This window comes from Paractinoplanes maris (assembly GCF_023544465.1).
GTDB classification, from domain to species: Bacteria; Actinomycetota; Actinomycetes; order Mycobacteriales; family Micromonosporaceae; genus Actinoplanes; species Actinoplanes maris.
This window is the reverse complement of the sequence record NZ_JALPVL010000001.1, coordinates 149,981-171,917: the sequence shown is the minus strand read 5'-3', so window position 1 is coordinate 171,917 and position 21,937 is coordinate 149,981. Positions and strand designations below refer to the sequence as shown.

Here is a 21,937-nt window from a genome sequence, read left to right as displayed (position 1 = left end):
GGAGTCGCGGGGGGTCAGAATTACCCAAGCCGCGCATCGAACTCCCGGTGCGCTTCAAAAAGAGGATGCAGCGATGAACACGCTGGACGCTCTCGACGCCCAGTCGCAGCGCACCGACATTCCCGGCTTCCGGGCCGGCGACACCGTGAAGGTGTACGCCCGAGTTGTCGAAGGTAACCGTTCCCGCGTCCAGATCTTCCAGGGCGTCGTGATCGCCCGGCAGGGCGCCGGCCTCCGCGAGACCTTCAAGGTCCGCAAGATCAGCTTTGGCGTCGGGGTCGAGCGGACCTACCCGCTCAACAGCCCGGCGATCGACCGGATCGAGATCGTGAGCCGTGGTGACGTCCGCCGCGCCAAGCTCTACTACCTGCGCGAGCTCCGCGGCAAGAAGGCCAAGATCAAGGAGCTTCGGGAGAAGCAGACCGTCTGATACCCATCGATTCGAGCACCCGCGCATTACTCTTGCCGTGTGCCGGATGGGATCAGTGTGAACCCTTCCAGTACTACCGCCCGTAAGTCCTCGCGAGAGGAGCCATTCGGGCGGTAGTGCTGTATCCGGGGTGGTTCGGCCGGTCGGCGGCGGGAGATGCGAAGCGTGGAACCGATGGAGGGCTACGGCCCGGCCTCTCGGCGGCGGTCGATGGTGGGGCGGCGGAAAGAGATGCCGCTCTGGCAGGAGCTGCCGCTGCTGCTGGTGGTGGCGTTCTGCCTGGCCGTGCTGATCCGCACGTTCCTGGTGCAGGCGTTCTACATCCCCAGCGGGTCGATGGAGAACACTCTGCTGGTCAAAGACAGGGTGCTGGTCAACAAGGTCATCTACGACATGCGCGACCCGGTGCGTGGCGAGATCGTGGTGTTCCGCGGCGACGAGAACTGGACGCCCGAGGTGACCGAGCCGGTCAGCAACACCTTCGTGGCCAAGCTCGGGCGCACGATCGGCGACCTGGTCGGGGTCAGCCGTCCGGGGGAGCGCGACTTCATCAAACGGGTGATCGGCCTGCCCGGTGACAAGGTCGCCTGCTGTGACGCCAAGGGCCGGATCATGGTGAACGGGGTGGGCATCGACGAGTCGTACATCGCCGACGGCTTCAACTCCGACATCAACCAGCCGCCCAACCCCAACCAGTGCACGAGCCGCCGCTTCACCGAGGTGATCGTCCCGGCCGGTGAGATGTTCGTCATGGGCGACCACCGCGCGGTCTCCCAGGACGCGCGTTGCCAAGGGCCGGTGCCGATCAGCAACGTCATCGGGCGGGCATTCGTGATCGTCTGGCCGAGCAACCGCTTCACCAGCCTGTCCGTGCCGGACGTCTGGAAGACGTATGCCGCCGACCACCCGACGGCGGCCGCCCCGGGCACCGTGCCGGTGCGCGAGCAGCCTCCGGCGACCGAGATCTTCGCTTTTCCCTTTCTGTTAAGTGCGGCGTTATCCGCGCGTTCCGGACTGCCGTTCGGGACCAGGCGACGTAGGCTCCCCTCGTGATTGACGAGCAGACGGAAAAGCGGCGCAGTTCGTTCTGGCGCGAGCTTCCGATCCTCCTGGGCGTGGCGGTCCTGGTTGCCGTTCTGGTGCGCGCGTTCGTGCTCCAGACGTTCTACATCCCGTCCCCGTCCATGGAGCACACGCTCAACGTGCTCGACCGGGTGCTCGTCAACAAGCTCGTCTACGACTTCCGCGATCCCCACCGCGGCGAGATCATCGTCTTCGAGGCGCCGTCCGAGTGGCAGTCGGGCGCCGAGGGCGAGGACTTCATCAAGCGGATCATCGGCATCCCGGGCGACAAGATCTCGTTCGATCCGGACGTCAACAAGCTGTCGATCAACGGTGTGCTGCTCGACGAGCCGTATATCTACCACGACGCGGACGGCCAGCAGGACCCGCCGGCCAGCCGCGAGTTCGAGGTGACCGTGCCGGCCGGTCGGCTCTGGGTGATGGGCGACCACCGCTCGGCCTCGGGTGACTCCCTCGAGCACTTCAACGACAGCGGCGACAACGTGCAGGAGGCGACGATCAGCGAGGATTCGATCGTCGGCCGGGCCTTCACCGTGTTCTGGCCGGTGGGGCGCGCGACGTGGCTGACGGTGCCGGACGGCTACAGCAAGATTCCGGACCCGAAGTAACACCCGCTCGTAAGATCCACCTTTCGCGCAATAGGCTTGCTCGCGTGACCGTTGTCGAACGCCGCGCCGCCCGTGTGCTGCTGGTCGACCCGGCCGGACGGGCGCTGCTGCTGTATGGCGGCGACCCGGCCCGTCCCGGCACCAGCTGGTGGTTCACCCCCGGTGGCGGGCTCGAGGCCGATGAGTCGCCCGCGCAGGGCGCCGCCCGCGAGCTCTTCGAGGAGGTCGGCCTTCAGGTCGACCCCGGACTGCTGGGCGAACCCTACTGGCACCAGACCACCGAGTTCAGCTACGGCGGCCGGCAATACAGCCAGGAGCAGGATTTCTTCCTCCTGCGCGTCCCCGGCTGGCAGGTCGACTTCGCCGGCATGGACGACGAGGAGAAGGCGACCATCACCGCGCACCGGTGGTGGTCGGCCGACGAGATCGAGGCCTCGGCCGAGTCCGTCTTCCCGGCCGAGCTTCCCGGCCTGTTGCGGCGGATGTCCTGATGCTGGCCCCACCCCGCACCGTGGTCCGCCGTGAAGGCGGCCTCTATGCCCTCGAACGGGCCCTGCAGCGCCGTGGCTTCACCCAGGTGGCCGGCGCCGACGAGGCCGGTCGCGGCGCCTGCGCCGGGCCGCTGGTGGCCGCCGCCGCCGTGCTGCCCGAGGGCAAGCGCGGCGAGATCGACGAGCTGGCCGACTCCAAGTTGCTCACCCCGGCCGCTCGCGAGCGCGTCTACGAGCAGGTCGTCGCGCGGGCGCTGGCGTGGTCGGTGGTGATCGTCCCGGCCACCGAGGTCGACGCGCGCGGGCTGCACGTCTGCAACCTGGCGGCGATGCGCCGCGCCCTGGCGTCGTTGACCACCCGCCCCGATTACGTGCTGACCGACGGCTTCCCGGTCGACGGCCTGGGCACGCCCGGGCTCGCCGTGTGGAAAGGCGACCGGGTGGCTGCCTGTGTGGCCGCCGCGAGCGTGCTGGCCAAGGTGACCCGGGACCGCATCATGGTGGAGATGGACGGGCAGTTCCCGGCCTACGGGTTCGCCGTGCACAAGGGCTACATCACCGACGAGCACAGCGCCGCGTTGAAGCAGCACGGGCCGTGCGCCGAGCACCGGTTCTCGTACGTGAACGTGGCCGCCGCCTCCGGGCGCGGCAACCGTCCGCCACGGGCTCGCCGACCGGTGCCGCGTGTGTCACCCGAGGCGGCCCAACCAGTACTGTTTGATGCATCCGCCACCGCGTCTGTGGTGCTACCGGAGACCCCTGGGAGTACCGTCGGCGTGGCGTCGGACGACCAGCCTCAGCCGTCGCCGTCGGTGGGGGAAGATGAGGCCATGGAGGGCGAGAAGCGATGAGCGCAGAGGATCTCGAGAAGTACGAGACCGAGATGGAGCTGCAGCTCTACCGGGAGTACCGCGACATCGTCCGACAGTTCTCCTACGTGGTGGAGACGGAGCGCCGGTTCTACCTGGCCAACCAGGTCGACCTGCACGTGCGTAACTCCGACGGCGAGGTGTATTTCGAGGTCGAGATGCACGACGCCTGGGTCTGGGACATGTATCGGCCGGCTCGGTTCGTCAAGAACGTGCGGGTGATGACCTTCAAGGACGTCAACGTCGAGGAGCTCGAGAAGCCCGACATCTCGCTGCCCGACGAGCCCGGCTTCGGCGGTTGATGCCGTAGTTTTCCACAGGCCCGTTTTTCGCGGGTCCGGTCCGGCAGGTTGGTCGGCATGCTTCGTCTGCTGATCCTGTTGGTTGTCGCATCGTTCGGGTGGCCCGTGGCGCCGCCGGCCGTCGTCCGGCCCTTCGACCCGCCGGCCCAGCGGTGGCTCCCGGGTCATCGCGGGGTCGACATCGCCGCATCCCCGTCGGCCGTCATCCGGTCGGCCGGCGCCGGCACGGTTCTCTTCGCGGGCCCGGTCGCCGGTCGGGGAGTCGTCACTGTCGGGCATGCCGGTGGGCTACGCACCACCTATGAGCCGGTGACCGCTTCGGTCCGGGTGGGAGCGGTTGTCGTGCGCGGCGATCCGCTCGGGCGGCTCGAGGCGGGTCACGTCGGCTGTGCACAGGCCGCCTGTCTGCACTGGGGGCTACGGCAAGGGCAGCTCTACTTCGACCCGCTCCTGCTGCTCGGGCTCGGGCGGGTGCGGCTGCTGCCGGTCGATCAGGCGCGGTAGTCGTGGAGGAGCTGGGGCAGGTGCTCGGCCAGCCGGTCGTATTCCTCCGGCCGGTTGTAGACCTGGGCGCTGAGCCGGAGCAGGCCGCGGCCGCCCCACGCGTTCACCGCGGTCTCGACGGCCAGCTTGCCCGCGATGTGCTCGCGCAGCGCGTGCGCCTCGGGCATCGTGGTGGCCAGTCCGGCCGGCAGCGGCACGATGCGCATCGCGACGTCGGGGACGGACGGCCGGGGCAGCTCGCCGGCCGGCACGCCCAGCGCCTCGGCCACCACCCGCTGGCCGTAAGCGGCGAGCGCGGCGTTGTGGGTCCGCACCTGCTCCCAGCCCAGCGACCGCAACGTGAAGAGGCCGGCCGGGGCGGCGAGCCAGGGGGTGTAGTCGAGCGTGCCCTGAGACTCCACGGCGTGCGGAAAACCCTGCTCCTGATCCCACGAGACGACCAGCGGCTCGATTTTGCGCCGCCACTCGGGGGAGACCGAGATCAGCGCCGTGCCGCGCGGGGCAAAGGCCCACTTGTGCAGGTTGCCGACCCAGAAATCGGCCTTGATCGAGGCCACGTCGACGGGCAGCATGCCGGGGACGTGCGCCGCGTCGACCAGCACCGGGATGTCGTGCTCATGGGCGGCCGCGACGATCTCGCGGACCGGGAAGGCCATCGCCGTGGCCGACGAGAGCTGGTCGATGATCAGCAGCTTGGTGCGTCCCGGGCGCAGTGCGGAGCGCATCCGGCTGACCAGCTCGCTGTCCGAGGCGGGCATCGGCAGCGCGACGGTCCGCACGGTCGCCCCCGATCGGTGGCAGCGGCGGCGGGCCGCCATCGCCACCGAGCCGTAGCTGTGATCGGTGAGCAGCACCTCGTCGGCCGACTCGAGCTTCACCGAGTTGAGCACCAGGGAGGTGGCGGTCGTGGTGTTGGGCACGAGGGCGCTGAGCTCGGGGTCGGCGCCCAGGAAAGAGGCTAGGTGGCGTCGGGTGTGGATGACGCGGTCGCGTAGGCCCTGGGCAAAGAAGCGCAGCGGGTTCGACTCGATCTCGTCGCGCAGGCGCTGCTGGGCGCGCTGCACACCGATCGGCACGGCGCCGAAGGCACCGTGGTTGAGATAGGACACGCCGGGATCGATCGAGAACAGGAGGCGGGCGCCGGGAAGGGGCACAGGCGGTTCGGGGGCGCTCACATTCCGATCGTACGGTCTCAGGCGCGGGGGTGCGCTTGTTTGAAGGCCGCCCGGAGCCGCTCGGTGGACACGTGGGTGTAGATCTGCGTGCTCGACAACGAGGCATGCCCCAGCAGATCCTGCACCGCTCGCAGATCGGCGCCGCCGTCGAGCAGGTGGGTGGCCGCCGAGTGGCGCAGGTCGTGCGGCTTGGTGTGCGGCAGTCCTGCGGCGCGCGCGGCGCCGTCCACGATGCGGCGCACGACCGTCTGCTGCAGGCGGCCGCCCTTGACCCCGAGGAAGAGCGCGTCACCGCTGGCCTCGGCGGCGAAGTGCGGACGACCGTGGCGGAGCCAGGCGTCGAGCGCGCGCTGGGCGGGCAGGCCGTAGGGCACGGCCCGCTCCTTGGCTCCTTTGCCGAAGACGCGCACGACCCGGCGCGCCTCGTCCAGGTCGGCCCGGTCGAGGCCGCAGAGCTCGCTGACCCGCACACCGGTGGCGTAGAGCAGCTCCAGGACGGCGCGGTCACGAACCCCTTCCGGCTCGTCGGCACCGACCGCCTCGGGGCTCTCGACCAGGGAAGCGGCCTGATCGGCGCGCAGCACGGTGGGCAGGCCGCGGTGGGGCTTCGGACTGGAGAGATGCGCGCCCGGGTCGGAGGGGATGCGGCCGGTGCGAAAGGCCCATCCGGTGAAGGCGCGCGCGGCCGCAGCCCGCCGGGCCTGGGAGGTGCGGGCCGCGCCCTGCCGCATGCGCGCGGCCAGCCAGCCGCGCAGCAGCACCAGGTCGACCTCGGCGAGCGTGCTCACGCCCGTGTCGGCGGCGTGGTCGAGCAGCGAGATGACATCACCGACGTAGCCCCGAATCGTCTGCACCGACCGGTTGTCGACCCGGGCCAGGTGATGGCCGAACTCGTCGACCGCCTCGCGCAGCGCCGGCGGCAGCCCTTCGTGCAGTTCCCGGGTACCCATCGGGTCGACGGTCTTCGTTTCTCCGGTGATCGTCAAGCGGCCACGCGCGCGTCTTGCGAAACCTTCCTAGACTGCGGCTCACCATGGCACCGATGATCCGCGGCCTCCTGGCCCTGGCCCTGCTGGGCGCGCTCTCCGGCTGTACCCCGTCCGACGACGGCCCGGTCGTGGCGAAGACTTCGACCGTGCCCTCGGCCAAGGCCGGATTCGGCGGGCCCGAACCCGCGCCGGTCGAAGCGACGGTGGTCGACGAGGCGATGTTTCGCACCCCCTCGCAGAACATCGCCTGCGCGCTGACGCCGTCGGAGGTGCGGTGCGACATCGTGCGCAAGTCGTGGAAGCCGCCGGCCAAGCCGGCCGACTGCGAGCTCGACTGGGGCAACGGCCTGGTGGTCACCGGCGGCAAAGCCATCTTCACCTGCGCGGGTGACACTCTGGTGGGCACATCGGACACCACCCTGGCGTACGGCGAGGCCATGCGGGCCGGAAGCGTCCGCTGCGACAGTTCGGACGCCGGGCTGACGTGCAAGGACGAGAAGACCGGCCACGGCTTCAGCCTTGCCTCGTCTCGCTACACCCTTTTCTGACGCACACTCGGCGCCCTATGGGCGGGTGAGCTGCACGCGGTCGGCCGGGTGGACTGTCTCGGTGCCGTCGGTGGCGGTCACCACGAGCACCGGGACGCCCTCGCCGAGCCGGTATTTGCGGCGCTCGGCGTCGGTGGGCATGCGCGCGCCGGCGCGTTCGCCACGGGCCAGGGTGATGAGCTCGGTCGGCTCGGGCACGCGGACGAAGGTGCCTCGCGGCCGGTCGACAGTCACCAGCCCCTCGGTGCGGAGCTGGCCGATCGCCTGGCGGACGGTGGTGCGGCTGATCCCATATTCCTGTGCGAGGCGCAGCTCGCTGGGCAGGGGCTCGCCGGGGCCGAGCTCGCCCGACTCGATCTGGTTGCGCAACAGGTCAGCCAGCTGGCGGAAGACTGCCCGGTCCGCCGAGGGATCGATCATGCCACCCAGTCTACGTGACCACGATGCTCCATCGGATTGTACGTACGAAGCCATGTAGGTATGATAATTCTGCCGCACTGAGAAGGCTGAGACTCGATCGGGCGGCAGAACGGGCGGCGGTCAAGCCGCACTACGAGGTGCCCCAGAGCGCCTCGGCGCACGGTGCAGCCGTCGCCCGTTCTTCCGCTTGCTGCAGCGGACACGTTCCCGTCGAGACAGGCGCAGACCGCCGGGAAAGTGGCGGCGTTCGCCCGGTTCAGCGGGTCACCGCTCGCTTCGGCTCGACCGTCGAGATGGTGTCCAGGTCGAAGCGTTCGGCGCCGTCCGGATGCACGGCAGCCCGTCGAGCCCACGCCAGAAATCGTTCGAAGAGGTCAGCCGGCGCTATCCGGCCCTGAGAGATCAGATCGCTCAGGGCGTCGTACATCTGAGCAGTCATATAGATCGTCAGCACCGACGGAAACGCTTGGAACTCCTCGACCAGTCTGTCCTGTGCCGTGGCGCAGGGCCACGGTTGTCCACACGCCACGCAATCCCAGCTGGGCCGGTCGTTCAAGTGGTCCAGCAACTCGTTGTTGGTCATGTCGGTTCCCCCAGATGATGCCCGGTGGTTCGGGCGTCAGCCGCCTCCAACTGATGCCCGACCTGTCCTCGTGACCTCTCGTTCAAGGAGAGGGCCCGACGCGGACCGAGATGTCGTCGTGCTCGCCGTGCGGCGTTCGGCCGGCCGGCGCATGAGTGGCACGGCCGCCGCCGCAGTCCCATCGGCGGCGGCCGCCCCCGTTGCATTCGGGCCGGCAAAGACCCGGCACCGCTGACGCCGGGTCGTGAGGTGCGGCGAGGGGGCCCGGACTGCCGCCCGGCGGCTTCTGGGGTCTCCACACGGGAGAGTGGGAGCCGCCGGGCGGACAGCGTGACAGGAAGGTGGGATCGCTCCCTGTTCTGCCCGATCTCATGGGGGTCTCGTCCTGGCTGTACCTCCTTTCCGTCACGGGGGCTGGTGAGGGCGGGGAAAGGCCCGGTCGGCGGCCGGCGCGCTGGGGAGAGCGGGCGGCGCACTCAGGAGAGGGGGCGGCGCACCCGGGGAAGGGAGCGGCGCCCCGAGGAGGAAAGGGGAGGGGTGTGGCGGGGACGAGGGCGTCGACGCACGGAGCGGTCAGCCCGCAGCTGCAGCGGCGCCAGAACGACCGCCACGCACGTCGGTGGCGGGGTCCCACGGGGACGAGCGAGGTAGTCGGGCGACGCCTAGTCATGAGCACACTGTAGATGACATACGACTACCTGTCTCCTATCAACTTGATGATTGACTAATAGTCTCACGCCTACGGTCGATCATGTGGCAGCGAAACCGATCAGGCTCATGGGGGCGCACGAGATCCGCATCCGTCTGGGTGGGGTGAGCCGGCAGCGTGCGTACCAGATCACCAGCCGCGCCGACTTCCCCAAGCCGGTCGCCGACCTCGCGCAGGGCAAGGTGTGGGCGACCGACGACGTCGAGGCGTGGATGAAAGTGCACCGTCGTGACCTGGACGACTCCGAGGACTGACAGGCGCGGCGCTGAGCAGCGCGGCACCACGGGCGACCGCGAGGCGCCCTCCTTCATGCTGCCCATGACGCGTCACCGCGGCTTCCGCACGAGGGCCACGCCGGTGTCCCGGCGTTCGATCAGGCCGGCCAGCTCCAACAGGGACAGCCGCCGCAACACGATCCGCAGGGCCAGCCCCGCCTTGACGGCCAACTCCTCCGGGGTCGCCGTGCCCCGCCGGGGCACCGCCTCCAGCACCAGCGCCGACTCCTCGTCGAGGCCGTCCCGCCGGTGCTCCGGCCCGCGAGCCGGGTCGCTCTGGTACTCCCCGATGCGGCCCACCGCCTCCAGCACGTGGGCCAGCCCGGTGACCAGGGTCGCGTCCGGCCGCTCACGCAGCAGCTCGTGGCATCCCACCGACATGGCCGAGGTGATCGGCCCGGGCACGACCATCGCGGGCCGGCCCAGCGCCAGCACCCGGCCCATCGTCTGAAGTGCCCCGCTGCGCGCCGCGGCCTCGACCAGAACGGTCCCCGCGGTGGCCGCCGCGATCACCCGGTTACGGATCAGGAATCGATGCCTCAGCGGCACGCTTCCCGGCGGCCACTCGCTGACCAGCAGGCCCGTCTCGGCGATCCGCTCGAACATTGCGGAATTCCCCACCGGGTAGGGCCGGTCGACCCCGCCGGCCAGAACGGCCACCGTCCGCCCACCCGCCGCCAGGGCCGCCCGATGCGCCGCGGCGTCGATACCGAACGCACCCCCGGACACGACCGTCCAGTCGTGCGACGCGAGGCCATAAGCGATCTCGTTCGCCACGTGCACGCCATAGCCGGACGCGGCCCGCGCCCCCACGACCGAGACCGAGCGCTCCAGGACCTCACCCAGCGGCCAGTCGCCGCGCACCCAGAAGCACAGCGGCGGCCGCACGTCCTCGTTGACCCGCCCGGCCGCCTCGAGCGAGAGCGTCGCCAGCGAAGCCACCCGCATCGGCCACTCCTGGTCGGCGGGCACAACGATGCGCGCCCCCAGCCGCTCCGCCCGCTGCATCGTCACCTCGGCCAGCCGGCGCGGGTCGAGGCCGGCCGATCGGGCCTTGGCCGCGGTCCGCAGCGATCCGTCGGGCACGTCGCCGCTGAGGAGCCGGGTCAGGGTCGCCGCCGCCCCGTCCTGTTCGACCAGCGACCACACGCCTCGGTTGCCCGGCTCGGCCAGCCAGGTGAGCGCGACCCGGGCCGCGCGGTCCTCGTCGTCAGAGGGCATGGCTCTCTCCCATTCGCAGCTGGATGGCCTCACTGACCTCGGACCGCCCCGGGCGATCCCGGCCGTCGAGATCCGCGATGGTCCAGGCCAAGCGCAGAACCCGGTCGAATCCGCGGGCCGACAGCAGCCCCTTGTCGAGGGACTCGCGCAGGTCGGCCGTGTCGGGCGCGGGCAGCCGCCACGGCGCCCGGCGCAGGACGGGCCCCGGCACGTCGGCGTTGACCCGCCACCCGTCCTCGGCCCAACGCCGGGCGGCGGCCACCCGCGCGGCGGCCACCCGCGCCGCGACCTCGGCCGACGAGGTCGCCCCGGTGGTGGCCGTCGTCAGCTGGGCGGCGCTCAGCGGCGCGAGCGTGAGCCGGATGTCGATGCGGTCGATCAGCGGACCCGACAACTTGGCCAGGTAGCGCCGCCGGACGCCCGGCGCGCAGGTGCAGTGCTGATCGCCGGCCGGGCTGGCGCACGGACACGGGTTGGCCGCCAGCACCAGTTGGACCCGGGCCGGGAACTCGGTCGTGCCGCGCGCCCGGGCCAGCACGACCCGGCCCTTCTCCAGCGGCTGCCGCAACGCCTGCAGCGTCGCCGACGGGAATTCGGCCGCCTCGTCGAGGAACAACACGCCCCGATGGGCGAGCGAGAGCGCGCCGGGCCGGGCCAGTCCACTGCCGCCGCCGACGATCGCCGCGGGCGAGGCGGTGTGATGAGGTGCCTGGTAGGGCGGCCGGCGCACCAGATGCCCATCTTGTGGAAGGACGCCGGCGATCGACTGCAGGGCCGTCACCTCGAGCGCCGCGGCGTCGTCGAGCTCGGGCAGGATCGACGGCAGGCGCTCGGCCAGCATCGTCTTCCCGGCACCGGGCGCGCCGAACAGGGCCAGGTGGTGCCCGCCGGCGGCGGCGACCTCCAGGCCGTACCGTCCCATCTCCTGCCCCGCGACGTCGGCCAGGTCGGGGCCGGCCGGCGGTGGAGCGGGGTCGGCCGGCGGCGGCTCCAGCAGCTCGCCGCCGTTGCGGACGAAGTCGACAAGCCGGCGCAGGCTGTCGACGGCTCCCACGGTCACTCCGGGCACGACGGTGGCCTCACGCGCGTTGCCCAGCGGCACGATCACCCGGCGCACGCCCGCGCCGGCCGCCGCGGCCACCATCGGCAGCACCCCGCGCACCGGGCGCACAGCCCCGTCGAGGCCGAGCTCGCCCAGGATCGCCACCCCGTCGAGCACGCCCCGGGGCAACTCGCCGGCGCTGATCATCATCGCCACGGCGATGGCGACGTCGAAGCCGCTGCCTTGCTTGGGCAGCGCGGCGGGCAGCAGGTTGACCGTGATCCGGCGGTTGGGCCAGGTCTGGCCGGAGTTGACCACGGCCGCCCGCACCCGGTCGCGAGCCTCGTGGAGAGCCGTGTCGGGCAGACCGGTCAGCACGACAGCGGGCAGGCCGGGGGAGAGGTCGGCCTCGACCTCGACGACGTGCCCGGTCATGCCGAGCAGACCCACACAGAGGACGCGCGCGTAGCTCATCGCAACCCCGGGTCAGAACGCCGCGCGGATGTGGGTGACCTGACCGGCGCCGTGGGCGGGCATCAGGACCTCGACCACGTCGAAGCGGATCCCCCGCGGCCGGATGCCTGTCTCGGCGATCCAGCGGAGCGCGAGTTGCCGCAGCTTGCACACCTTGCGATAGGTGACCGCCGCGGCCGGCGACCCGAACGCGTCGCCACGCCGGGTCTTCACCTCGCAGAACACGATGTCGGAGCCGTCCCGCAGCACGAGGTCGACCTCACCGTCGGAGCAGCGCCAGTTCCGGTCGAGGATCACCAGGCCGTGCTCCTGGAGGTGCTGGGCCGCGACTCGTTCGCCGTACGCCCCTACCGCCCGCCTTTGCGTCGTCATGCCGGACAACCTGGCCCGCCCGGACGAGCCGCGCACCCGGCCGGTCGCCAGATCTGTGGACGGAGCGCGATTGTGGAAAGCCGCTCTGTCACCGTCCAGGTGTGTTATGGGTCCTGCGGTGGCGTCCGTGTCCGCCGTCACCTAAGTTTCGAGATCGTGGAAGGACGCCGTTACGCCGATGACGCCGAGCCCAGTTGGTATGCCGGGCAGGGCCAGTACTCCCGTTCACTCGAGTCGGAGGTGTCGGGCTCGATCCCGGCCAACCCCTACGACTCGGGCATCCATGAGCGGCCCAGCGGTGCCTTCCGGCTCCCGGAGCAGCGCCCGGTCACCACGGCCGGCAGCCACGCCCGTGCGCCCGAGTCCGACGTGCGCGTCCCGGTACGCGGTCCCGAGTACCCGACGATCCGGCCCACCAGCGACGCCGTACCGCCACCCATGGCCGAGCCGACCGCGCTGGTCCCGCCGGTGATTCCCGACCGCGAGCGCAAGGAAAGCGTCTATCAGACCCGTCGTCCGGTCACGTCGTTCATCGTCGCGATCGTCATGGTCGTCCTGATGATCCCGGTCGTCCGGCTGCTGGTTGACGCCACCTTCACCGGCGACCCGACCGCCCGCGGCATCGTCCCCGCGGTCCTGCTCACCCTCGGCTTCACTCTCACCGGCATCGGCTTGTTCGCGGTGGCCCGCGGCGGTCCGATCGCTCGTGAGGCCTGGCTGCGCCCACCGGTCGCGTACCTCCCGGCGGGCCTGATTCTGCTGGTCGCGGCCGGCCTGGCAGTCGCCTGAAACTCGTCGGCGAAGCTTGGCGTATGCTGGTTGATGGCGACCGCCCAGTGCGGTCGACCTCGCGTGCCCTCTGTCAGGTCCTTCACAGGCCTGCAGCGACGGCCCTCCCTGGTCTCGATCAACTCGGGTCCGACCGTGGCCGCCGACCGGGCACCAGGACGCTTGCCGCCGGCGAGCGTGACAACCAGGGACCACAGGGAGTAACCCACCATGGCCGTCGTGACCATGCGTCAGCTGCTGGAGAGCGGTGTCCACTTCGGGCACCAGACCCGGCGCTGGAACCCGAAGATGAAGCGCTTCATCTTCACCGAGCGTAACGGCATCTACATCATCGACCTGCGCCAGACGCTCGAGTACATCGAGAAGGCGTACGCCTACGTGCGGGACACCGTCGCCGAGGGTGGCCACATCCTCTTCGTCGGTACCAAGAAGCAGGCGCAGGAGGCCATCGCCGAGCAGGCGACGCGGGTCGGCCAGCCGTACGTGAACCACCGTTGGCTGGGCGGCATGCTCACCAACTTCCAGACCGTCTACAAGCGGCTGCAGCGCATGAAGGAGCTCGAGGCTCTGGGTGACCTGACCGGCACCGCCGCCGGGTACACCAAGAAGGAGACCCTGCAGCTCTACCGCGAGAAGACCAAGCTCACCAAGACCCTCGGTGGCCTCCGGGACATGACCAGGACGCCGTCGGCGATCTGGGTCGTGGACACCAAGAAGGAGCACATCGCGGTCGACGAGGCCCGTAAGCTGGGCATCCCGGTCATCGCGGTGCTGGACACCAACTGTGACCCGGACGAGGTCGACTTCCCGATCCCGGGCAACGACGACGCGATCCGCTCGGCCGAGCTGCTGACCAAGGTCATCGCCGCCGCCGTCGCCGATGGTCTGATCGCCCGTTCCGGCCGTGGCCGTGGCGGCGCCGACGAGAAGCCCGAGCCGGGCACCGTCGCCGCCGGCGAGCCGCTGCCCGAGTGGGAGCGCGACCTGTACGAGGGCGCCGAGAAGAAGGCCGCCGAGGCGCCTGCCGCTGAGGCTACGGCCACCGAGGCTCCCGCTGCCGAGGCTCCGGCCGCTGAGGCTCCCGCTGCCGAGGCGCCCGCCGCTGAGGCTCCGGCTGCTGAGGCTCCGGCCGCCGCGGCCCCCGAGGCCGAGCCCGTGCCGGCCGCCGCGGCTCCCGCCGAGTAATTCTCCGACGAAGCTGACATCGAGAGAGAGTCATGGCTAACTACACCGCCGCGGACGTCAAGAAGCTCCGCGACCTGACCGGTGCCGGCATGATGGACTGCAAGAAGGCGCTGGACGAGGCGGACGGCGACTTCGACAAGGCTGTCGAGTTCCTGCGCATCAAGGGCGCCAAGGACGTCGGCAAGCGTGCCGGCCGCACCGCGGCCAACGGCATCGTGAGCCACTCCGGCAACGCGCTGCTCGAACTCAACTGCGAGACCGACTTCGTGGCCAAGACCCCCGACTTCGTCGCGCTGGGTCAGCAGCTGGTCGAGCTCGGCGAGCAGAACAAGATCGCCGACGCCGCCGCTCTGCTGGAGGCCACGCTGCCCGACGGCAAGACGGTCGCCGACACGATTCAGGAGTACTCGGCCAAGATCGGCGAGAAGATCGTCCTGAACCGCTTCGTGATCGTCGACGGCACCGTCGCGGTCTACCTGCACCGCAAGGCGCAGGACCTGCCGCCGCAGGTCGGCGTCCTCGTGCAGTACGAGGGCAAGAGCGACGAGGCCGGCGAGGACGACGCCCGCAGCATCGGCATGCAGATCGCCGCCATGCGTCCGCGTTACCTCACCCGCGACGAGGTGCCGGCCGACGTTGTCGAGTCGGAGCGCCGCATCGCCGAGGAGACGGCCAAGGAGGAGGGCAAGCCCGAAAAGGCTCTGCCCAAGATCGTTGAGGGCCGGGTGAACTCCTTCTTCAAGGACTACGTCCTGCTCGAGCAGTCCTCGGTCCTCGACAACAAGAAGACCGTGAAGCAGATCGCGACGGAGGCCGGGGTCAACATCACCCGCTTCGTCCGGTTCGAGGTCGGCCAGGAGTAACCGGGCCGCCGTTGGAGGCAGGGGAGGCCGGGTACGCGATTCTGCGTCCGGCCTCCTTCTCCCATAAGGTCTCTGCTGAGCATGGAAGGGAAGGCGGGTCTCATGACGATGGTGACCGAGCAGGCAGTCCCGGTTGACGATCCGACCTCGCCGTCCACGCGGCCCAGGCGGGTCGTCCTGAAGCTTTCCGGCGAGGTGTTCGGCGGCGGCGCGGTCGGTGTGGACCCCGACATCGTGCAGGGCATCGCCCGGCAGATCGCCACCGTGATCCGTCGCGGCATCCAGGTCGCCGTGGTCGTCGGCGGCGGCAACTTCTTCCGCGGCGCCGAGCTGCAGAAACGCGGCATGGACCGCAACCGCGCCGACTACATGGGCATGCTCGGCACGGTCATGAACGGCCTGGCCCTCCAGGACTTCCTGGAGAAGGAGGGCATCGAGACCCGCGTGCAGACCGCCATCACGATGGCCCAGGTCGCCGAGCCCTACATCCCGCTGCGGGCCATCCGCCACCTCGAGAAGGGGCGCGCCGTCATCTTCGGCGCCGGCGCCGGCATGCCGTATTTCTCCACCGACACCGTCACCGCCCAGCGCGCCCTCGAGATCCACGCGGACGTCGTGCTGATGAGCAAGAACGGTGTCGACGGCGTCTACACCGCCGACCCGCGCATCGACCCCGATGCCAAGAAGCTCGACCGCATCACTTTCCAGGACGTGATCCAGCAGGGTCTGCGGGTGGCCGATCAGGCCGCCTTCAGCCTCTGTGAGGAGAACAACCTGCCCATGCTGGTCTTCGGCGCTCAGGGCGACGACACCATCGTCCGCGCGGTCAGCGGCGAGAAGATCGGCACTCTGATCACCGCCTGATCTCCCCAACCGTCCCCGCACCACCGAAGAAAGCAAGGAGGCGAGAAGAGCCGGTGATCGACGAGACCCTCTTCGAGGCCGAAGAAAAGATGGAGAGCGCGGTCGAGCACGCCAAGGAGGAGTTCGCCGCGATCCGTACGGGCCGAGCCACTCCCGCCATGTTCTCCAAGATCCTGGTGGACTACTACGGCGCGCCCACGCCGGTGACGCAGATGGCCTCGGTCGGCGTCCCGGAGCCGCGCATGGTCATCGTGAAGCCCTACGACGCGACCCAGCTCGGTCCCATCGAGCGGGCGATCCGCGACTCGGACCTCGGGGTCAACCCCAACAACGAGGGCACCCAGCTGCGCATCCACCTGCCGCAGATGACCGAGGAGCGCCGCCGAGAGATGATCAAGGTGGCGCGCGGCAAGGCGGAGGAGGGCCGGGTGGCCATCCGCAACGTCCGCCGCAAGGCCAAGGAGCAGCTCGACCGTCTGGTCAAGGACGGCGAGGCCGGCGAGGACGACGGCCGCCGCGCCGAGAAAGAGCTCGACGACACGACGCACAAGTACGTGTCCGTCGTCGACGAGCTCGTCAAGCACAAGGAAGCCGAGCTGCTCGAAGTCTGATGTCCTACCTCGATCCGCGTGCCGGGCGGAGCGCCGGCGACGACACAGGCGTGCCGGCCTGGCACGCGGGCGAGGACGCCCAGACGAGCCAGCTTCCCCTGGTTCCCACCCCCACCCCCACCCCGACCCCCACGACCGAGCAGAAACCGGGCAAACGACGCGCCGGCGGCCGGGCCGGCCGCAACCTTCCCGCCGCCATCGGCGTCGGTGTCGGCCTGGTGCTGGTCGTCCTGGGCTCGCTGGTCATCTGGCCCGACGCGTTCCTCGGGGTGATCGCGGTCGCCTCGGCCGTCGGCGTCTACGAGATGGTCCGCGCCCTGCGCGCCGCGGGCGCCGACGCCCCGCTGATCCCGCTGATCGCCGGCTCCCTGCTGATGGTGGGCCTGGCCTGGCACGACGGCCCCGACGCGCTGCTGCTGGGGCTGCTGGTGACGATCGCCGCCGCGGTGATCTGGCGCATCGCCGACGGCGCGGCCGCGTTCCGTCGCGACCTGGTGGCCAGCGTCATGATCGCGATCTACGTACCGTTCCTGCTCAGCTTCGGCGTGCTGCTGCAACTGCCCGACGCGGGCGAGGACGGCCGCTGGCGGGTCCTCTGCACGCTGCTGGCCGTTGTGCTTTCCGACACCGGCGGCTACGCGGTCGGCGTCTTCTTCGGCAAGCACAAGATGGCCCCCTCGATCAGTCCCGGCAAGACCTGGGAGGGGTTCGCCGGCTCGCTGCTCTCGGCGGCCATCGGCAGCGCCCTGCTGCTCCACTTCCTGCTGGAGATCCCCTTCTACTGGGGCCTGCTCTTCGGCGCGCTCATCTCGGTGGTGGCGGTGGCCGGTGACCTGGCCGAGTCGATGCTCAAGCGTGACCTCGGTCTCAAGGACATGAGCAATCTGCTGCCCGGTCACGGTGGCCTGATGGACCGCCTCGACTCCATCCTGTTCGCCGTTCCCACCGCGTACCTGCTCTTCGCGCTGATCGGCGCGAACACGTGACCGGCACGTACTCGGCCGAGCGTGCGAGACTGGTTGTGCCATGACGATTCTTCCGGTCATCCCGACCAGCCCCGACCAGCCCGACGCAGTAGCCACCCGGCGCCGCCCGTCGATGCCCCCGCGCCACCTCGCCGACCTCGATCTCGAGGCCCGCAAGGCGGCCGTGACCGCGCTCGGCGAGCCCGCGTTCCGGGCCAAGCAGCTCTCCACCCACTACTTCGGCCGGCTCGTCCGCGACATCGACGAGATGACTGACCTGCCGGCCGCCGCGCGCGCCCGGCTCACCGGTGACCTGCTGCCCACGCTGCTCACCCCGGTCCGCGAGCTGGCTTGCGACGACGGCGCGACCCGCAAGGCGCTGTGGCGGCTGCACGACGGCGCGCTGGTGGAAAGTGTCCTGATGGGCTACCCCGACCGGGTGACGGCGTGTGTGTCGAGCCAGGCCGGCTGCGGCATGGCCTGCCCGTTCTGTGCCACCGGTCAGCAGGGCCTGACCCGCAACCTCTCGATCGCCGAGATCGTCGACCAGGTGGTCTATCTGGCCGGGGTGGCGGCGAGCGGTGCGGTCACCGGGTCACCGCCGCGGCTGTCCCGCGTCGTCTTCATGGGCATGGGCGAGCCGCTGGCCAACTATCCCCGGGTGATCGAGGCTGTGCGCCGGCTCACCGCCCCGGCGCCCGAGGGCCTCGGACTTTCGCAACGGCACATCACGGTCTCCACCGTGGGTCTCGTGCCCGCGATGCGCCGGTTGGCGGCCGAAGACCTCAACGTGACCCTTGCGTTGTCCCTGCATGCCCCCGATGATGATCTGCGCGATGAGCTAGTGCCCGTCAACCAGCGCTGGAAGGTGGCCGAGGTGCTCGACGCCGCGTTCGAATACGCGGCCCGGACAGGACGCCGGATCTCGATCGAGTACGCCCTGATCAGGGACGTCAACGATCAGCCCTGGCGGGCCGACCTCCTTGGCAAGCTTCTGCGCGGCAAGCTGGCGCATGTGAATCTCATCCCGCTCAACCCGACCCCGGGCAGCAAGTGGGATGCGAGCCCCAAACCGGTCGAGCGCGAGTTCGTCCGCCGGCTGCGTGAGACCGGAGTTTCGACGACGGTCCGCGACACCCGAGGCCGGGAGATCGACGGCGCGTGCGGCCAGCTGGCTGCGGGCGAGCTCACGGAGGCGAGCGCTGGGGGCGCCGCCGCCGCAGCGGAGGTGGCACAGTGACTGGGCTCAGGTCCCAGCGAGCGGAGTGGGAGACGTTGTGACTAGTCAGGGGCAGCGTTTCCGGCGGCGTGCGCTGCGCCGCGGCTACAAGGTCGACGAGGTCGACACCTTCCTCGACCGCGTCGAGGCCACCCTCGCCGGTGAGCAGGTGGGCCCGCCCGTCGGCGCCCAGGAGGTGCACGATGTGGTCTTCCGCGTGCGCTTCGGCGGCTACGACGAGTGGCAGGTCGACCTCCACCTCGACCGGGTCGAGCGGCAGCTGGCCGAGCTCGAGGATCGTGGCGGCCGGGGCGCGCCCGCCCCCGACCCGATGCGTGACTCTCTGCGCGGCGGTCTCTCCACCGGCAGCTTCGGCGGCCCCAAGCAAGGCCTGGGCGCGGCGATGAGCGGCGGCCTGGGTGGCCAGGGCATGGGTCAGAGCATGGGCGGCCAGAGCATGGGCGGCCAGAGCATGGGCGGTCAGGGCATGGGTGGCCGGATGGCCCCGCCCACCGAGCGTCTGCCGGCCCCACCGGTGCGCGACGACCGTTTCCAGCAGCAGCCCCCGCAGCGCGGCCAGATGCCGCCGTCGGAGGGCTACGGGCGCTACGACGAGCCGACCGGCTACGGCCAGCCCGCGCAGCCTCAGTTGCCCCAGCGCCCGGCGGCGCCGCCGTCCTACGATCGCGACGCGCGCGGGTACGACCAGGGCTACGACAACACGGGCGGCTTCGACAACACGGGTGGCTTCGACGCGCAGCCCGGCGGCTTCGACGGTTTCGAGGCGGGGCGGCACGGTAAGACCGACATGACCGCCGAGATCCGCATGCCGCAGCGCGAGCAGCAGGACCCGCGCGGCGGTTACGGCGCCCCGCCGATGAGTGGCCCGCCGATGGGCGGCCCGCCGATGGGCAACGCCCCGATGAGCGGCCCGCCCGGTGCGTATGGTGGCCAGCCGCAGCAGCCCCAGCTGCCCCCGCCGATGGGCGAGCCGGGCGGCGAGCTCTACCGGGTCGACCAGTTGCGGCGCACGTTCCAGCCGCGACGCTTCGGCAGCGGTTACGACCCGGCCCAGGTCGACCGGCTCTTCGAGGGCATCCTGGGCGCCATGACCGGCCGGGGCCCGATGCCGGTACCCGAGAACGATCTCGACATGCTGCAGTTCGGTCTGGTGCCGGGTGGCTACTTCGAGGCCGAGGTCGACGCGGCCCTGCGTGAGGTCAAGGACATCCTGACCCGCCGCCGATAAGAACGACATGGAAAAGGCCCGCGTCCGCGCGGGCCTTTTTCGTGTTCCGGAGCTAGTGGTCGTCGGGTCGCAGCCCGTTACGCCGCAGCACGCTGTCGACGATGAGCGCGCCGATCAGGCCGACCACGAAGAGGATGATCCAGACGTTCTCGGTGTTGCCCTCGTGGTTTCCCCAGAAGAACATCAGCAGGATCACGGCGCAGACGATGGCGGCTTTGCGGCCCCGCTTGCGGTTGCCCGGCTTGAGCTGGTCAGGGGCATACACCGGATCTTGATCGGCAGCCACGCCTCAGTCCTTCCTCTCCAGGGCCATTTATCGCGTCCAGTTTCGCACGCCGCCTCCGCGCGCGGCCCACCAACCCGGACCCGGTACCTTCGATGCGGTCGGGTTCTTGGATCGAGGGAGTGAAACGGTGCGGATCACAGGCACTGGGCACGCGAGCATGCGGATCGACACCGCCGCCGGCAGCATTCTGTGCGACCCGTGGGTCAATCCGGCGTATTTCGCCTCGTGGTTCCCGTTCCCCGACAACTCCCTGCTCGACTGGGAGACCCTGGGCGACGTCGACTACCTCTACGTGTCGCATCTGCATCGCGACCACTTCGACGCCGAGCACCTGAAAAGCTTCATCAGCAAGAAGGCGACGGTGCTCCTCCCGGAGTACCCGACCAGTCAGCTCGAGGACGAGCTGCGCGACCTGGGCTTCACCAGCTTCTTCAAGACGAAGTCGAACGAGGTGCACGAGCTCGACGGCGGCCTCCGGGTGATGATCCAGGCGCTGATCAGCCCGACCGACGGCCCGATCGGCGACTCGTCACTCTGGGTCGAGCACGACGGCGTCCGCGTCCTCAATCAGAACGACGCCCGGCCGACCGACCTCCAGATCTTCAACGACCTCGGCCACGTGCACGCCCACATGCTGCAGTTCTCCGGCGCGATCTGGTATCCGATGGTCTACGAGCTGCCCGAGGCGGCCAAGACCGCGTTCGGCAAGCAGAAACGCGACCGCCAGTTCGACCGCACCTGGCGTTACATCGACGACCTGAAGGCCGACCACGTCTTCCCGATCGCCGGCCCGCCGTGCTTCCTCGACGACTCGCTCTGGCAGTTCAACGACATCTTCGGTGACGAGGGCAACATCTTCCCCGACCAGTCGGTGTTCATGGAGGAGTACGCGAAGGTCGGCGGCACCAACGGCATCGTCCTCCTTCCGGGCAGCGTGACCGAGTTGTCCGAGAAGTCCGCCGAGACCACGCACCCCACGCCGGTCGACGAGTTCTTCGCCCACAAGCGCGAGCACCTCGAGGAGATGCGCGAGCGCAAGGCCCCGGTCATCGCCGCCGAGAAGGAGTCCTGGCGGCACCCCGAGATCGACGTGCTCGGCGAGCTCAAGAAGCGCATCGAGCCGCTGCTCGAGGAGTCGATCTACCTGGCTCAGGGCGTCGGTGGCCCGGTCCGCTTCGACCTGACCGACTCGTTCGGCACCGACGGCAAGGTCGTCGAGTCGATTGTGGTCGACTTCCCCGGCAAGCAGGTGCGCCCCTACAACGACGAGAAGGTGCGTTACCGCTTCCGCACCGGCCGCGCCCTGATCGAGCACCTGATCCACATCGACGAGGGCGACTGGGTCAACTCGCTGTTCCTGAGCTGCCGCTTCTCCGCCGCCCGCATCGGGCAGTACAACGAATACGTGTACGCGTTCTTCAAGTGCCTCTCCGAGGAGCGCCTGCAGTATGCCGAGGGCTGGTACGACGAGCACGAGAAGGCCGTGGAGGCCGAGGACACGCAGTTCGGTGACTGGACCGTCCAGCGGCGCTGCCCGCACCTCAAGGCCGATCTCAGCCGGTTCGGCGTGGTCGACGGCAACGTCCTGACCTGTCAGCTGCACGGCTGGAAGTTCGACCTCCCGAGCGGGCGGTGCCTGACCAGCGTGGGTCATAAGATCCGAGCCGAGAAGAACTAAGGGCGAGATGTCGTAGCGGGGCGGTGGGTACAGATCGCTGCTCCCGCCGAGGGCCCGGGCGGGGCGAGCTGGCCGCTGGCGCGTCCAGAGCGCTCACCCCACCCGGGCGGCCTGCGTGAGTGGTCGCGCTCGA

General features: G+C 70.0%; 26 protein-coding genes. 18 read left to right on the top strand and 8 right to left on the bottom strand.

Annotation, left to right across the window (positions count from 1 at the left end; all coding sequences use genetic code 11):
* Window positions 1-73 precede the first annotated feature (73 nt).
* The 7 genes from rplS to NAG42_RS00785 all read left to right on the top strand — a co-directional run bounded on the left by rplS (window position 74) and on the right by NAG42_RS00785 (window position 4,287).
* Window positions 74-430: a 50S ribosomal protein L19 gene (rplS, locus tag NAG42_RS00815; RefSeq protein WP_250027268.1), complete on the top strand. Its 357-nt coding sequence runs from the start codon at window positions 74-76 to the stop codon at window positions 428-430.
* A gap of 156 nt (window positions 431-586) precedes the next feature.
* Window positions 587-1,483, top strand: a complete 897-nt coding sequence (gene lepB / locus NAG42_RS00810) for a signal peptidase I (RefSeq protein ID WP_438872334.1) — start codon at window positions 587-589, stop codon at window positions 1,481-1,483.
* Complete coding sequence (gene lepB / locus NAG42_RS00805) at window positions 1,480-2,121, top strand: signal peptidase I (RefSeq protein ID WP_250027267.1); 642 nt, start codon at window positions 1,480-1,482, stop codon at window positions 2,119-2,121. Before lepB (NAG42_RS00810) ends, lepB (NAG42_RS00805) begins: the two co-directional genes overlap by 4 nt.
* A 44-nt stretch (window positions 2,122-2,165) precedes the next feature.
* Window positions 2,166-2,612, top strand: a complete 447-nt coding sequence (locus NAG42_RS00800) for an NUDIX hydrolase (RefSeq protein WP_250027266.1) — start codon at window positions 2,166-2,168, stop codon at window positions 2,610-2,612.
* Window positions 2,612-3,463: a ribonuclease HII gene (locus tag NAG42_RS00795; protein ID WP_250027265.1), complete on the top strand. Its 852-nt coding sequence runs from the start codon at window positions 2,612-2,614 to the stop codon at window positions 3,461-3,463. The genes NAG42_RS00800 and NAG42_RS00795 overlap by 1 nt, the downstream gene beginning before the upstream one ends.
* Entirely contained in the window at window positions 3,460-3,783 is a 324-nt protein-coding gene (locus NAG42_RS00790) for a DUF2469 domain-containing protein (protein ID WP_067505225.1), read from the top strand. Before NAG42_RS00795 ends, NAG42_RS00790 begins: the two co-directional genes overlap by 4 nt.
* Window positions 3,784-3,840: 57 nt before the next feature.
* Entirely contained in the window at window positions 3,841-4,287 is a 447-nt protein-coding gene (locus NAG42_RS00785) for a M23 family metallopeptidase (protein WP_250027264.1), read from the top strand.
* On the opposite strand, the gene NAG42_RS00780 is transcribed toward NAG42_RS00785, so the two are convergent.
* Together NAG42_RS00780 and NAG42_RS00775 are read right to left on the bottom strand one after the other, a co-directional pair.
* Window positions 4,275-5,462: an aminotransferase class V-fold PLP-dependent enzyme gene (locus NAG42_RS00780; protein WP_250027263.1), complete on the bottom strand. Its 1,188-nt coding sequence runs from the start codon at window positions 5,460-5,462 to the stop codon at window positions 4,275-4,277. The genes NAG42_RS00785 and NAG42_RS00780 overlap by 13 nt on opposite strands.
* Window positions 5,463-5,479: 17 nt before the next feature.
* Window positions 5,480-6,412: a tyrosine recombinase XerC gene (locus NAG42_RS00775; RefSeq protein WP_250027262.1), complete on the bottom strand. Its 933-nt coding sequence runs from the start codon at window positions 6,410-6,412 to the stop codon at window positions 5,480-5,482.
* A 92-nt stretch (window positions 6,413-6,504) separates the two neighbouring features.
* Here NAG42_RS00775 and NAG42_RS00770 point away from each other — a divergent pair, with 92 nt between their 5' ends.
* A complete protein-coding gene (locus NAG42_RS00770) occupies window positions 6,505-6,999 on the top strand; it encodes a DUF6636 domain-containing protein (RefSeq protein ID WP_250027261.1) in 495 nt (164 codons plus the stop codon).
* A gap of 15 nt (window positions 7,000-7,014) precedes the next feature.
* Here the strand turns inward: NAG42_RS00770 and NAG42_RS00765 are convergent, their stop codons facing one another.
* Together NAG42_RS00765 and NAG42_RS00760 are read right to left on the bottom strand one after the other, a co-directional pair.
* Window positions 7,015-7,419: a winged helix-turn-helix domain-containing protein gene (locus NAG42_RS00765; RefSeq protein WP_097318771.1), complete on the bottom strand. Its 405-nt coding sequence runs from the start codon at window positions 7,417-7,419 to the stop codon at window positions 7,015-7,017.
* Between the two features lie 256 nt (window positions 7,420-7,675).
* A complete protein-coding gene (locus tag NAG42_RS00760) occupies window positions 7,676-8,002 on the bottom strand; it encodes a hypothetical protein (RefSeq protein ID WP_250027260.1) in 327 nt (108 codons plus the stop codon).
* A 777-nt stretch (window positions 8,003-8,779) separates the two neighbouring features.
* On the opposite strand from NAG42_RS00760, the gene NAG42_RS00755 reads away from it, so the two are divergent.
* Window positions 8,780-8,965, top strand: a complete 186-nt coding sequence (locus tag NAG42_RS00755) for a DNA-binding protein (RefSeq protein WP_215784742.1) — start codon at window positions 8,780-8,782, stop codon at window positions 8,963-8,965.
* Between the two features lie 72 nt (window positions 8,966-9,037).
* On the opposite strand, the gene NAG42_RS00750 is transcribed toward NAG42_RS00755, so the two are convergent.
* The 3 genes from NAG42_RS00750 to NAG42_RS00740 are packed head-to-tail and all read right to left on the bottom strand — an operon-like array spanning window position 9,038 to window position 12,095.
* The gene (locus NAG42_RS00750; RefSeq protein ID WP_250027259.1) at window positions 9,038-10,207 is read right to left on the bottom strand and encodes a DNA-processing protein DprA; all 1,170 of its coding nucleotides are present in this window, start codon (window positions 10,205-10,207) and stop codon (window positions 9,038-9,040) included.
* The gene (locus tag NAG42_RS00745; protein ID WP_250027258.1) at window positions 10,197-11,723 is read right to left on the bottom strand and encodes a YifB family Mg chelatase-like AAA ATPase; all 1,527 of its coding nucleotides are present in this window, start codon (window positions 11,721-11,723) and stop codon (window positions 10,197-10,199) included. Before NAG42_RS00745 ends, NAG42_RS00750 begins: the two co-directional genes overlap by 11 nt.
* Before the next feature lie 12 nt (window positions 11,724-11,735).
* The gene (locus NAG42_RS00740; protein WP_250027257.1) at window positions 11,736-12,095 is read right to left on the bottom strand and encodes a YraN family protein; all 360 of its coding nucleotides are present in this window, start codon (window positions 12,093-12,095) and stop codon (window positions 11,736-11,738) included.
* A 156-nt stretch (window positions 12,096-12,251) separates the two neighbouring features.
* Here NAG42_RS00740 and NAG42_RS00735 point away from each other — a divergent pair, with 156 nt between their 5' ends.
* The 8 genes from NAG42_RS00735 to NAG42_RS00700 all read left to right on the top strand — a co-directional run bounded on the left by NAG42_RS00735 (window position 12,252) and on the right by NAG42_RS00700 (window position 19,840).
* Window positions 12,252-12,884, top strand: coding sequence for a hypothetical protein (locus NAG42_RS00735; protein ID WP_250027256.1), 633 nt, complete (start codon window positions 12,252-12,254; stop codon window positions 12,882-12,884).
* Window positions 12,885-13,094: 210 nt separating this feature from the next.
* Window positions 13,095-14,069, top strand: a complete 975-nt coding sequence (gene rpsB / locus NAG42_RS00730; protein WP_250027255.1) for a 30S ribosomal protein S2 — start codon at window positions 13,095-13,097, stop codon at window positions 14,067-14,069.
* A 32-nt stretch (window positions 14,070-14,101) separates the two neighbouring features.
* The gene (tsf, locus tag NAG42_RS00725) at window positions 14,102-14,932 is read left to right on the top strand and encodes a translation elongation factor Ts (protein ID WP_250027254.1); all 831 of its coding nucleotides are present in this window, start codon (window positions 14,102-14,104) and stop codon (window positions 14,930-14,932) included.
* A gap of 102 nt (window positions 14,933-15,034) precedes the next feature.
* Window positions 15,035-15,796, top strand: coding sequence for a UMP kinase (gene pyrH, locus NAG42_RS00720; protein WP_250027253.1), 762 nt, complete (start codon window positions 15,035-15,037; stop codon window positions 15,794-15,796).
* 53 nt (window positions 15,797-15,849) lie between these two features.
* A complete protein-coding gene (frr, locus tag NAG42_RS00715) occupies window positions 15,850-16,407 on the top strand; it encodes a ribosome recycling factor (protein ID WP_250027252.1) in 558 nt (185 codons plus the stop codon).
* A complete protein-coding gene (locus tag NAG42_RS00710; protein ID WP_250027251.1) occupies window positions 16,407-17,393 on the top strand; it encodes a phosphatidate cytidylyltransferase in 987 nt (328 codons plus the stop codon). The genes frr and NAG42_RS00710 overlap by 1 nt, the downstream gene beginning before the upstream one ends.
* Before the next feature lie 40 nt (window positions 17,394-17,433).
* Window positions 17,434-18,612 carry a dual-specificity RNA methyltransferase RlmN gene (rlmN, locus tag NAG42_RS00705; protein WP_250027250.1) on the top strand — a complete coding sequence of 393 codons (1,179 nt, stop codon included), beginning with the start codon at window positions 17,434-17,436 and terminating at the stop codon, window positions 18,610-18,612.
* Between the two features lie 37 nt (window positions 18,613-18,649).
* On the top strand, window positions 18,650-19,840 hold the full coding sequence (locus NAG42_RS00700) for a DivIVA domain-containing protein (RefSeq protein ID WP_250027249.1): 1,191 nt from the start codon (window positions 18,650-18,652) through the stop codon (window positions 19,838-19,840).
* Window positions 19,841-19,892: 52 nt separating this feature from the next.
* Here the strand turns inward: NAG42_RS00700 and NAG42_RS00695 are convergent, their stop codons facing one another.
* Entirely contained in the window at window positions 19,893-20,126 is a 234-nt protein-coding gene (locus NAG42_RS00695; RefSeq protein ID WP_250027248.1) for a DUF2631 domain-containing protein, read from the bottom strand.
* A gap of 127 nt (window positions 20,127-20,253) precedes the next feature.
* On the opposite strand from NAG42_RS00695, the gene NAG42_RS00690 reads away from it, so the two are divergent.
* Window positions 20,254-21,804 carry a Rieske 2Fe-2S domain-containing protein gene (locus NAG42_RS00690; protein WP_250027247.1) on the top strand — a complete coding sequence of 517 codons (1,551 nt, stop codon included), beginning with the start codon at window positions 20,254-20,256 and terminating at the stop codon, window positions 21,802-21,804.
* The last annotated feature ends 133 nt before the right edge of the window (window positions 21,805-21,937 follow it).